This is a genomic window from Moritella viscosa (genome assembly GCF_900120065.1).
GTDB lineage: Bacteria > Pseudomonadota > Gammaproteobacteria > Enterobacterales > Moritellaceae > Moritella > Moritella viscosa.
Window position 1 is genome coordinate 45,419 of the sequence record NZ_FPLG01000053.1, and the last position, 12,438, is coordinate 57,856.

The window sequence follows — 12,438 nt, forward strand, 5'->3', positions numbered from 1 at the left end:
CGCGAAAAACACCTTACATTAATTAACTGGCGTAGTAGCATCAACTTCAGACGACATGTAAGCGTCTAAGAGTGTTAGCCAGTTATTTTTCATACGTTCATAATCACCAATGCACAGTTCACCGCGTTCATCAGAAAACCCGGTCTCTTCTAACAAGTAGGCGTATTGAGTATCATCACTGCCATAAACATAGCAAAGTGTGGCATAGTAACGCTGTAAATCAAGGCTATGTTCATCCCAAAAATCCGCGTCTTCAAATTCAGTTATCTCATCGCCTTCCAGATAAAACAGGTCAGCTGCGCTAATTGCTATTTCAGCCCCATTTTCAAAATATTCAATCGACAATACAGCAGCTAAATTATCTGCAGCGTCTTCTTCTCTACCCACAACTGGCAATTCATACGTTGCAATCAAGGCATGTGCGAGTTCGTGGAATAACGTATGTATCAACACATCCATCACCGCCTGATCCAGATTGACTGGATTAACGTTGTCTTGATTATCACCCACGTAATTAACGGCATTAAAGCGCTGTTCGACTTCATCTAAAAAAGTATAAGGTATTAGAATATCATTGCGGGCAGGATCATATAACGGGCCGTCATTAGCACCAAAGACGATAGTTAGTGGTTGAAGAAAAGTAAATTCTTCATTCATCAAGATAATTGCGTCTTGAATACTGCTTTCTAACTGCAATTTTTTAGCAACAGGCTGTAACTTAATATCATTCGTCTGCTGATAACGCACAATGACATTATCAGCAGCGATACTCATACTAGCGAAAAAGAAGGTTACGGCGAATAACCACCCACGTTGATAATATCTCATCCCTTTCCTACCCGTCGTTATGGCTAGAATACCGTTAATTGGCACACCATTAATTAGCTATTTAGTTATTAACTATAGGCGTCCAATTAAATTCAGCATTGTAGCTAGTGCAATCAAATAGATCTGCATCTGCATTAGCCAAATATACTTGTTTTTTCTCTGAGGTCGGATATTCAAGATAATCTGAGCAGGTCGCACTTTGGCCTGTACCAATCACCACTTTCGCCCCCGCTTTTAAACTGCATAAGGTGAGTTTATCTAACGGCGACCATTGATAGCATATTTGATAATCACTACGATATTCAGCGATTTGTCCACGTGGACTTTTTAATGCCCACCACTCACCAAGTTTACTCGCAGGGTTAGTACTATTCCAAGCACGAAATAGTAAAATTTTAGTGTTCTGTTTAGCAACATAGACTTGCCCCTGACAAAGTCTACCTTCATCCGGTTCACCAATTGACTGCGCTAATAATTCAGGGTCAGATACAGCGGTTAACTTACGACTAAACTCTACAGGTAATTCCATATCACCAGCACATTCCGCCGTTGATATTGGCGTTGCTGTTGACGGTAATAGTAATACCGGAACGTCTACATCCTCCGGATCTATTTCTGGTGGTATCGGATCTTTTTTGACTAACAAAGCACAGCCAGAACAACTTAAAATAAGTATGCCCGTTATTGCATTTTTCAACATAAACTCTCCTTAGCCTAATGTTCTATTATGGGCCTACATCATAAACAGTTAAAATAATTAAAATAGAAAATGTGAACCCTGCCCATCTTGGAGTAAATTAGCTATAAATACAACACCTTGCTGAAAACGTTGTTCGTCATCTATCGCCATTAAAGATAAGCGAATATGGTTGCTTTTATCACTCTGTTGCGAGAAGTAACCACCACTACTCACTAGTAATTTTTGGTTTTTAGCTTCCATCACAAAATGCTCTTGTCGCCAATGCTCCGGTAATGCCACCCAAATATGGTAACTTGTCGGCTGGCTAGAGCAAGATAAGAACCCCAGTTTATCTGTCACAAACTGTTGTCGCTGCGCGGCCAATAATTTTTGTTGATGCGCCATAATAAAAGCCTCACCAGAGTTAATTAATTGTGCAGCTACAGCAAAATTAAGTGGTGACGCCAGCCAGATAGAAGTACGGATGCATGCGCCTATTTTACGAATTTCACTTTTAGGCGCTTTAATAAATGCACAACGTAACGCAGGACTTATCGCCTTCGACAAACTGGTAATATGAAAGCTTTTTTCGGGTATATAATTTGTGATTGCCGGGATCGGCATTGGGTTTAAGAAACCATAAATATCATCTTCTAATAACCAGATATTCCCTTCTTCAATCACTTTCGCAATGGTTTCTCTACGCGCTTGTGGCATAGTCACACCCGTTGGGTTTTGGTGTGAGGGTACAATGACAACCAATTTCGGATTATCGTTAAGAATAGCGTCTTTAAGTGCAACCGGACACATCCCTTCATTATCCATTGCAACATCAACAACGCGGCGACCCAATAAATTGGCGATAGAAAGAATACCAGGATAAGTAAATGCTTCAACGGCAATGCAATCACCAGGATTAGTATAGGTCTGGATCAGTATTTCCAGTGCATTCTGCGCACCACTGGCAAGAAGTATTTCGCCAGGATCAGAAACGGATAAACCAAATTCCGCCGCCCATTTAACACCCGCTTCTCGGTGAGATAAATGCCCTGAGTGTTCAATATAACCCAAAAGCTCACTCGGCAATGCCGCATACGTTTGTTGAAATGCAGCCTGTAAGGGTAAAATATTATATTTTAGGCAGGGCTGTAAAATTGAAAAATTATAATCGGCATCATCGTCAGAGGCTTGGATCACTGTTTCCAATTCAGAATTACCGCAAACAAACGTGCCTCGCCCAACAAAGGATTCAACCTTGTTTTTTTCAACTAATAACTTATACGCCTTGGACACAGTTGTCGGCGTTGTCTCAAGCTCATCGGCTAACACCCGGTGTGGCGGTAGTTTAGTATTAGGTTGATATACACCAGTATTAATTCTAGTTTCAATTGTTTCGGCAATTTGTCGAAACTTAATATCACTCATTAACTTACCTCTAATGAACACAGTAAAAACATAACGTTGATAACCCTAGTTTACCTTGCTGAAGTAAAACATACAGCGCTAGAACCATTACATTTGCCTATTTGTACAATTATATTTGTTAATTAATTGTACAAAACAATTGACTTACCATATGGTGATGCAATAAGTTATAAACACAAATTGACATATGTCATTGTGAATTGGAGTGTAAAATATGAATTCTTTAAACGTTGCGTTTATAGGCCTTGGCGTCATGGGCTATCCAATGGCGGGTTATTTAAAACGTGTAGGATACCAAACTAAAGTATTTAATCGTACCACAGAAAAAGCAATACAGTGGGTAAAAGACTACCAAGGAGAATTGGCCTCGTCCCCTAAAGAAGCCGCAGAAAGCGCAGATATCGTATTCATTTGTGTTGGTAACGATGACGATGTACGCAGTGTGGTATATGGTGAATCAGGCGTATTGGCCAGCCTCAAGCCGGGCGCGATCTTAGTGGATCACACAACGACATCTGCGCAACTTGCCATCGAGTTAGCCGCTGCATGTGCAAACCATAATGTTGAATTTATGGATGCGCCCGTTTCAGGCGGGCAAGCGGGGGCCGAAAATGGCACGTTAACTGTCATGTGTGGTAGTAACGCAGATACCTTCACGACAGTTCAACCTGTACTTAACGCTTATGCAAAACAGGCCACGTTACTCGGCGGTCACGGTCAAGGCCAACGTTGTAAAATGGTAAATCAAATATGTATAGCGGGAATTTTACAAGGGTTAAGTGAAGCATTAGCCTTAGCAGAAAAAGCATCATTAGATGTTGCCCTCGTAGTAGAGACACTTAAGCATGGCGCAGCAGGCTCATGGCAAATGGAGAACCGAGCAGAAACGATGGCAAACGATCAGTTTGATTTTGGCTTTGCGATAGATCTAATGAGAAAAGATCTCGGGATCTGTTTAGAAGAAGCCGAACGCTATCAACTACAATTACCATTGACGAAGCAAGTCGATAGTGATTACGAGTTATTACAGCAACACGGACTGGGAAATATGGACACATCAGCACTTATCAAAGCTAACGCGATTAAATCAGCCTAAGGATAGCAAGGTAGGAGAATATTAAAATGGAATTTTTTAGTTCAGACATCACGGTATGGATACTGATTGCGTTAATGGCATCGGCTTTCGCGGCAGGCTTTATTGACAGTATTGCTGGCGGAGGTGGGTTAATACTGGTGCCCTCTTTCATACTCGCAGGGCTGCCTCCGCAGGTAGCGCTGGGACAAGAAAAGATAGTGAGTACGCTAGGCACCATTGCGGCGATCCGTAACTTTGTCAAAAACAAAAAGGTCATTTGGACAGCAGTGGCATCAGGGATCCCCGCTGGATTAATTGGTGCTTACGTGGGTGCTGAAGCGATCTTATACTTTGATCCTGATACTGTCGGTAAAATAATTCTCGGTATGTTACCCATTGGTATCGTGATCTCTTTCATTCCCAAAAAAGAGCATCACCAGACTGATCAAACGATCAATGCGAAGATCATTTACTTTGGTGTGCCATTGGCTGTGTTCATCATTGGCTTTTATGATGGATTCTTTGGCCCAGGTACAGGCAGTTTCTTGATATTGGTTTTGCACTACTTGTTAAAGTTTGACTTAGTTTCGGCTTCTGCAACATCGAAATTATTCAACTTTTCGTCAAATATCGGCGCACTGATTGCATTTATGTTAGCGGGTAAATTACTTTATATGTTAGCGATCCCTTTAGCCATGATGAACCTAATTGGTAATCACCTAGGTAGTGCATCTGCAATGAAATTGGGGCCCGATTTTGTACGTAAAACACTATCGGTATCGCTGATGTTACTGATGGCATCATTAGGCTATAAGTTTATTTTAATGTAACGACAATGTCGCATTAACTATTCCAAAAAATCACCAAGTCATTAACTCACTAGAGTGGTCAAACTTTTCAGAATCGACGCTGAATCTGGTACATGATAAGGTGTCGACTACGCTACATCTTAGTTATGTTATACTTCCATCAATAGTGATATAACGGTTTAATCTCTAATGCCACACACTGAATTATTTTTTAGCCAACAATTAACGTTTACCTCTCATACCGACTTACCAGCCAATATCGATTCAACAATTGAGGCTTACCTATTTAACAGTAACACTATCAGTAGTAAACAAATAACATCATTTGCTGAGCATTATTTGCATCCTCGTGAATATGAAGTATTTACGAAACGTAAACAGCAACAAGCCCAGAAAGAATACCTTGCAACTCGCATTATCATTAAGACTTATGCCAGCCAATGCTTAGGTTATGATTTTACTGAGCTTTATGTGTTATTCGACACTGAAAAAAATGACTTAAAGATATACCATAATGAGGACATAATTCCGTTAAAATGTTGTATTTCTCATTCTCACGGCCAAGTTCTTATTGCCTTAGCACCGACAACACTACAGATTAAACTGGGCGTCGATTTAGAATGGATTTCAACCAAACGTTCTCTCGAAAGAATCGCAAACCACTATTATCATGCCGAAGAATTGGCGGCTTGTACTGCACAATCCTTAATATTAAAAGCGCAGTCTTTTTATCGTATTTGGACATTAAAAGAAGCACTAGCGAAAGCAATTAAGCAACCAATAGCGGCACTACTCCGCGACAATGTATTTAACCACTGCGAACAACTACATGTGCGTTCAGGCTGTTATGAAGAGTTTGATTTGAGTATTATCAGTGACCTTGTATTCACTGATAATATCAAAATACTAACGGGAGTGTTCGATCAGGATTTTCGTAACGTTAAATAAATAAAATATAAGCTGGCAAGAAACCACAGACCACCCCACATAAAGGTCGCGCCACCAATTTCATTGGCTAACATACGAGCATCAGATAATGAACCACTATGAATAATGGTATCCTGCCAAATATCTAGAGGAACATAAATCATACTAGCACTAGCAAACACCAATAAAACGGTTTGCTTAATACCTGTGCTAGCGTACTTGAGTAACGCCAGAATCACAAAAGCAATGACAGCAGCAAAGCCGATAGTATATAAAGTGCCACCAAAGAATACCGCAACCAATAACATGGTAATTGCTAATAATGCTAAACTAATATCCGTTGTTTGACGACGTCTACTCGCTGCATAAAATAACAAACCAAAAAGTAACGAGCCTAAATAACCAGCACTAAGAATAATAAAACGCGATCCCCCCGCAGAACTAACATGCCCACTCTGATAGGCAGATACGACAAACTCCACGACTTTACCGCCGGTTAACCAAGTAGCAAGCGCATGGCTTAGCTCATGTAAAAAAACAACCAGTATCTTAAGTGGAGCAATTAACGCGCTTTGCCACATAAAGGCGAGAACGGTAAACACGAGTATAAATAAGATTCGTCTATTTCTCGCTTTCATTATTAATTCCCTGGATAACAGATACCAGAACCGCCTAGCCCACAATAACCTTGAGGATTTTTAGCAAGATATTGTTGATGCTCTTGTTCTGCATAATAAAATGGCGCAGCTAGGTCAATCTCAGTGGTGATTAACTCTGCACTTCCCGCGTCTGTAAGCGCTTGTTGATAATGGTCAGCAGACGCTTTAGCCTGAACTAATTGCTGCGGTGAAGTACAGTAAATCGCAGAACGATATTGTGTACCTTGGTCAGCACCTTGGCGCATCCCCTGCGTTGGCTGATGGTTTTCCCAAAACAAGATCAAAAGCTCCGCGTAACTAATGACTGCAGGATCAAATACGACGAGCACCGATTCCGTATGTCCAGTTTGACCTGAGCAAACTTCCTGATAACGCGGATGCACAGTGTAGCCACCTTGGTAACCAACAGCCGTCGTAACAACACCCGGTACAGACCAAAATAATCGCTCTGCGCCCCAAAAGCAGCCCATCGCAAAATAGCAGACTTGATGTTGAGCTATAAAAGGCGGAACCATATTAGTTGACGATACATAATGTAACGAATCAACAGTTATTGCAGTTGGATTATCAGGTAGTGCATCTGATTCACTAACCATGGTTAACTTATTTTTTGCAAAAAACATAGTAAACTCCAGCATTAAGTTAGTCGAATAAGTAAATTACTTAAACATGTTATCACCAACTTGATCGATAAATAATTTACATTTTTGTAAAGTGATTTGTTCAGCTTGCTGCTTGCTCATGCAAACATCAGAACGAATAAATAAATGTCTTAAATTTTCCACTTCGTTTTCTTTTTCATCGTTACCTTGTTCTACAGGGTCCTTTACAATCGGTTTTTCAATGAAACCCGCAACACGGTATTGACCTCCTTCTTCCTTCGGCATCACAAAGATAAGATAGTCATTGTAATGTACAGGCTCAACACTCGGCGTATTGTCGACAGGTTTATCATCTGAGTCAGAAAAAAATCGTTTTAAAAGTCCGAACATGAAAATAACAGCCAATTTAGTTGTTTAATAGTTAATCAGAGTATAATCAGCAAGCTAGAACAGAGCAATAGCATTTGCGTAGAATGAAACTAATTTACTTCATCCCTTGGCGATAAAGATAGCGAGACATAATTGATGAAAGTGACGCGAATACAAAATATTAAGTAGCTAAAAGTCAAAAATAAAAAAGCTTGTTACCGAAACAGTAACAAGCCTTTGTTATCATATTAATTTAGCAGTTTAGAACAGCGAAATTATAGAATACGTTTGAGTAACATATCCAAGCGTGTTGTTTTAATACGACGCATAAATTTTTGTACTGGTGCAGGGTAGTCCGCCAAACAGTCTAAATCAGACAGGTGCTTAATACGACGGGTATTTTTCAACACATGTTCTTGCTCAGCTTGTAGAGTATCTTTTAATAACTGTTTAGGATCATGAATTAAAATACCATTCTCTAAATCTAACCCCCACGCACGTGGATTCAAGTTATTACCTGTTAATAGGTGGTACTTATAATCACAGCACAGACCTTTAAGGTGGAAACTGTTACCTTCATCTTTCCATAATCTAACATTAAGCAGACCCTGATCGATAAACGGCTGACAGCTTTTCACAAATTTATACAGGTAACTTTCGTAAATATAAGGTAATGCAGAAATAACTTTGAACGGTTCTGACGGTGGAATGTAGAAATCGTTGGCCGTTTTGTCACCAATAACCAAGGTTACTTTCACATTACGCTTTAGCAGACGTTTAATGTCTTTTGATATTGATAATGGCAAGTTAAAATACGGGGTGAAAATAGTGATTTCACTTTCTACCGCACGTAATAGATTAGTAATCGTTTGGTTGAGTTTATTACCGTGACGGCCAAAACCAGAAATAGGTGTTATACCCACTTCATTACTTTCTGGTGTAGTATTAATATAATGATACTGGGCACTGCGTAATTTCAACTTAAACTGGCGGATATCTTGTTTCAATGCTTTGCTTGACGGGATCGTATCGTCATCAAGTCGTGTCACCGCATTTTGGCTTACAAAATAGTCCTCTAAATAAGAGACCATCGAGTCGGCTAGCGCAGGATTATAAAGCACATGATAACGATCGCAGCGGTATTTATCCGCTTGATGTAAATAGATATCATTAATACTCGCACCACTGTAAAGCACGGTATCATCAAAGATAAAGCCTTTCAGATGCAATACACCCAATACTTCTTTACCTTTCACTGGTACACCTAAGATCGTGACTTTGTCACCGAGTTTTTTACGCATGTCTTTATAGAGATCGGCATTACCACCATGATCTTTTTGACCAATAAGACCGCGTTGTGCTCGATGAAAATCAACGAACACTTTAATCACTAATCTAGGATTATTTACACGAGCTTGATAAAGCGCGTCAAGAACTTCTCTACCGGCTTCATCGTCTTGGAGATAAAGAGCCGAAATATAAATGCGTTTCGAAGATGAAGCAATTAAGTCTAATATTTTTGCTTTAAAATCACGCGCTGAAAATAAAACATCAATATGCCCTGCCGACATTGGCAGTTGCTTTAAGTTGGTAATCGTAGATTGATAAAACTCTAATGATTTCATATGTCGTTTCAAGCTGATTTATAAAAGTTAATCGATAATTATCACTGATTCCCACTGGGATTGCTATTTATCTCTGCAATTATTAGAACTCGAGGCTCAAAATTTACATTTATTAACAGAAGTTATACGTATAATGTTAAATTCATCATCAATAGCTATTACCTATCAATTATTATTCAATAAACAATTTCATTTTATTTCAGAAAAACATATTATGTACATATTAGAGTGAACTCACTCACTAGCAACTGGTACTTGATAATAGAGTACACATAGCGTGCTAACCAATTTTATTTACGTGGAGTATTTTATATTATGTTTACAGTTATTTTTGGTCGTCCTGGTTGCCCTTTCTGCGTACGTGCAAAACAAATTGCAGAAACACTAAAAGCTGAGCATGAAGATTTTGATTTCAACTACATCGATATGCTTGCAGAAGGCATCAGCAAAGCTGACCTAGAAAAATCAGCCGGTGTACCAGTTAATACTGTTCCACAAATTTTCATTGATGAAAAACACCTCGGTGGCTGTACTGAGTTTGAACAGTACGCTAAAGAAAACCTAGGTCTATATGCATAAGGCTTAACAATGTCTTTATTAAATAAGATTCGTTGTGCATTTACCTTAGGGCAAGGCGTACTAGTCGACTTGCCCGACCTTGATCCAAGTGTTGACCCATTTGATCAGTTCCAGAACTGGTTCAAAGCGGCGCAAGACTGCGGTATCGTCTTACCTGAATCCATGACAGTGTCTACGGTTGATGCGAATGGTTACCCTTCCTGTCGCGTTGTACTACTCAAAGAATTGACCAAAGAAGGCTTTGTTTTCTTTACCAATTACGACAGTAGAAAAGGCCAGGAACTCGCTCAAAACCCCCATATCGCGCTAACATTCCATTGGAATATTTTACAGCGTCAAGTACGAATTCAAGGTGTGGTCGAAAAGATCTCAGCTGAAGATTCTAATACCTACTTCCAGTCTCGTGGACGTGGTAGCCGAATCGGTGCATGGGCATCAGAACAAAGTGCAGTGATCACTTCACGCAAAATCCTTGAACAACAAGTTAAACAGTTCACCGATAAATTTGCAGATAAAGAAGTACCACTACCTGAGTTTTGGGGTGGCTACGTAGTGAAACCGACAAGTATAGAGTTTTGGCAAGGTAAAGCCGATCGCTTACATGACCGCTTTAGTTATGTGAAAGATGGAAATGACTGGCGTGTTGATCGCCTAGCGCCTTAATAAGATTAATTATTTGATAAACTCTTATGACTAGCACAGCTATATTTAAGCAGGTAACTCCGTTTACCTGCTTTATTTTTATCTAAACTTTATAACCAGTTCAACTTTTCAAACATATCACCAACACGGTTTAGTTCCGCATCTAAGCTTACAGCATGATCGTTCGCTTCACCAACCCAACCTAAGTTCGCCAGAAACTGGTTAATAAAGCCTTTATTATCAAACAGTCCATGTAAATAACAGCCATAGATATTCCCCTTCTGCCAACCTAGATTAGTTTCGATAAAGCTTCTACAACGGGCCGTTTGACTCACCTCGCTGATCGTTGTTTTACCGTGGTGAATTTCATAACCCGATAATTTAAAACCTTGCCAGTCAATATCACGCTGTCGTGTGGTTTTAGTCTGAGCATGTGCTGTGATGATAGGGAGTAGTCCTAAACCTTGCTCATCACCACCTTCAATGTGGTGCGGGTCCAAAATCTGCTCACCAAGTAATTGCATGCCGCCACAAATACCAAGAATAGGTTGTCCACGCTGCGCCGCTTTGTAGATCTCATTGGCTAAACCAGATTCACGTAAATGTAATAAGCTCGCCGCTGTATTTTTACTACCAGGTAAGATAATAGCATCAAAATCAGCCAATGATTGACCGTCTCGTAGTGGTACAACACTGACATTGTCTTGGTGAATCAAGTTATCAAACTCATCCATGTTCGCCGCATAAGGATAAGCAACCAACGCAATATTGATATGCCCGCTTTTGTGCGCGGCACGATGATGTAAGGTGTCTTCCTCAGGTAAACGATGCGGAAAATAGTGAATATTAGCAACGGTAGGTACACCGGTCTTTTCTTCCAACCAGTCCATTGCATTACCGAGTAGTAATGGGTCACCACGGAATTTATTTAATACAAAACCTTTAATCAGTTTCTGCTCTTCTTTTGCAAGGCACATAAAGGTACCAAGTAAATGCGCGAATGCGCCGCCTTTATCAATATCAGCAACTAAATAGACATCAGCATGACAAGCCAATGCAACACTCATATTAACAATGTCACCCGCTCGTAGATTCACTTCAGCCGGACTCCCCGCCCCCTCAATAATGACTTGTTGATATTCTTGCTGCAGATCGTTAAGGGCTTTTTCAACATGGGTGAACAGATAAGCTTTACGTTCCATCCAAGGTATCTCACTCAACTCCGGCGCTGGTTTTCCGTTTAAGATAAGTTGGCTTTGGGTGTCAGCACTCGGTTTTAATAATACCGGGTTCATCCGTACATTAGGGGTGACTTTAGCGGCAATGGCTTGTAAATATTGGGCACGACCAATCTCTTCACCTTTAGCGGTAACAGCAGCATTATTACTCATGTTCTGGGCTTTAAATGGCACGACATTAATACCACGATTAGCAAACATTCGGCATAAACCCGCAACAACGAAACTTTTACCGGCGTCGCTAGTACACCCCATGATCATGATTGGCTTTGTCATTTTATCTTCTAATTATGATAGGTTACTGAAAAGTAAGAGCGGTGAGTTTTAAGTACGATTTGCGTACACCATGTTTATATACTTCAACTTGCCCAAGCTGGTAATCTAGTTTGGGAATAAACCAGTAATAAGTCGCGCGGTTTTTCTTCTTTTTAACTTCTTTGACTTTAACCGCTGTCATGTCGCCAAATATTGTGTTGATAGTTTCTTTCTGTACAACTTCGAATTGAATGGTTTCTAGTTTTTTTTCAAATATCCATTCGTAGCTGAATGCTGTTTTACCTAACTTAAGATCATTTTGAACAACAATAGTCATGGCACCAACATCCATTACATCCGGCTTTGATTTAATTTCTACATGGCCATCTTTAAAATCCATTAAAATGTCACCATTATCTTCAAAGGAAGCTGATGATATGTTTCCAAAGCCCATTACCGATGTTTCATGCTCGTAACGATCTGTGGTTAAGATATTATCTTTAAAACTAAACCATGAATTATTTTTATAGTCGCCAGTGCCAAATAATACGCTTGCTTGTGTCGTGAGCTTATAGCTATCACCATTTAAACGACGCAATATACGTTCACCACTACCAAATTTTACGTCTTTGTAATACACCGCATATTTAGCTTGAAAAGGATAGATCTCAGCTTGGGCTGAAGATACGATCATAGCATAAGTCCCTATACACAAAGCAATCGAGT

Annotated in this window: 14 protein-coding genes; 5 read left to right on the top strand and 9 right to left on the bottom strand. The window is 39.9% G+C overall.

From position 1 onward, the window contains the following. Positions 1-18: 18 nt before the first annotated feature. The 3 genes from BT797_RS08530 to BT797_RS08540 form a co-directional block, all read right to left on the bottom strand. A complete protein-coding gene (locus tag BT797_RS08530; RefSeq protein WP_075471667.1) occupies positions 19-828 on the bottom strand; it encodes a DUF4344 domain-containing metallopeptidase in 810 nt (269 codons plus the stop codon). A gap of 61 nt (positions 829-889) precedes the next feature. Further along, positions 890-1,528, bottom strand: coding sequence for a hypothetical protein (locus BT797_RS08535; protein WP_075471669.1), 639 nt, complete (start codon positions 1,526-1,528; stop codon positions 890-892). Between the two features lie 57 nt (positions 1,529-1,585). Beyond that, positions 1,586-2,932 (bottom strand): aminotransferase-like domain-containing protein, encoded by a 1,347-nt coding sequence (locus BT797_RS08540; RefSeq protein ID WP_045111414.1) that lies wholly within the window; start codon positions 2,930-2,932, stop codon positions 1,586-1,588. A 214-nt stretch (positions 2,933-3,146) separates the two neighbouring features. On the opposite strand from BT797_RS08540, the gene BT797_RS08545 reads away from it, so the two are divergent. From BT797_RS08545 to BT797_RS08555, 3 genes are all read left to right on the top strand, one after another. Beyond that, entirely contained in the window at positions 3,147-4,028 is an 882-nt protein-coding gene (locus tag BT797_RS08545) for an NAD(P)-dependent oxidoreductase (protein ID WP_045111415.1), read from the top strand. A gap of 26 nt (positions 4,029-4,054) precedes the next feature. Beyond that, the gene (locus BT797_RS08550) at positions 4,055-4,837 is read left to right on the top strand and encodes a sulfite exporter TauE/SafE family protein (protein WP_045111416.1); all 783 of its coding nucleotides are present in this window, start codon (positions 4,055-4,057) and stop codon (positions 4,835-4,837) included. A gap of 168 nt (positions 4,838-5,005) precedes the next feature. Next, positions 5,006-5,764 (top strand): 4'-phosphopantetheinyl transferase family protein, encoded by a 759-nt coding sequence (locus tag BT797_RS08555; protein ID WP_045111417.1) that lies wholly within the window; start codon positions 5,006-5,008, stop codon positions 5,762-5,764. Here BT797_RS08555 and BT797_RS08560 read toward each other — a convergent pair. The 4 genes from BT797_RS08560 to pssA form a co-directional block, all read right to left on the bottom strand. Continuing rightward, complete coding sequence (locus BT797_RS08560; RefSeq protein ID WP_075471671.1) at positions 5,740-6,381, bottom strand: M50 family metallopeptidase; 642 nt, start codon at positions 6,379-6,381, stop codon at positions 5,740-5,742. The genes BT797_RS08555 and BT797_RS08560 overlap by 25 nt on opposite strands. A gap of 2 nt (positions 6,382-6,383) precedes the next feature. Beyond that, the gene (gene msrA, locus BT797_RS08565; RefSeq protein ID WP_082276039.1) at positions 6,384-7,025 is read right to left on the bottom strand and encodes a peptide-methionine (S)-S-oxide reductase MsrA; all 642 of its coding nucleotides are present in this window, start codon (positions 7,023-7,025) and stop codon (positions 6,384-6,386) included. Between the two features lie 36 nt (positions 7,026-7,061). Beyond that, entirely contained in the window at positions 7,062-7,394 is a 333-nt protein-coding gene (locus BT797_RS08570) for an HlyU family transcriptional regulator (RefSeq protein ID WP_045111419.1), read from the bottom strand. 254 nt (positions 7,395-7,648) lie between these two features. After that, complete coding sequence (gene pssA, locus BT797_RS08575) at positions 7,649-8,998, bottom strand: CDP-diacylglycerol--serine O-phosphatidyltransferase (RefSeq protein WP_075471673.1); 1,350 nt, start codon at positions 8,996-8,998, stop codon at positions 7,649-7,651. Between the two features lie 315 nt (positions 8,999-9,313). Between pssA and BT797_RS08580 the strand changes: the two genes are divergently transcribed. Both BT797_RS08580 and pdxH read left to right on the top strand, forming a co-directional pair. Next, positions 9,314-9,577, top strand: coding sequence for a GrxA family glutaredoxin (locus BT797_RS08580; protein ID WP_045111421.1), 264 nt, complete (start codon positions 9,314-9,316; stop codon positions 9,575-9,577). A 9-nt stretch (positions 9,578-9,586) separates the two neighbouring features. Further along, positions 9,587-10,240 (top strand): pyridoxamine 5'-phosphate oxidase, encoded by a 654-nt coding sequence (gene pdxH / locus BT797_RS08585; protein ID WP_045111422.1) that lies wholly within the window; start codon positions 9,587-9,589, stop codon positions 10,238-10,240. Between the two features lie 89 nt (positions 10,241-10,329). On the opposite strand, the gene BT797_RS08590 is transcribed toward pdxH, so the two are convergent. Together BT797_RS08590 and BT797_RS08595 are read right to left on the bottom strand one after the other, a co-directional pair. Next, positions 10,330-11,733: a cobyric acid synthase gene (locus BT797_RS08590; protein WP_045111423.1), complete on the bottom strand. Its 1,404-nt coding sequence runs from the start codon at positions 11,731-11,733 to the stop codon at positions 10,330-10,332. Positions 11,734-11,755: 22 nt separating this feature from the next. Further along, positions 11,756-12,406, bottom strand: coding sequence for a DUF3108 domain-containing protein (locus tag BT797_RS08595; protein ID WP_244534153.1), 651 nt, complete (start codon positions 12,404-12,406; stop codon positions 11,756-11,758). Positions 12,407-12,438: the final 32 nt, after the last annotated feature.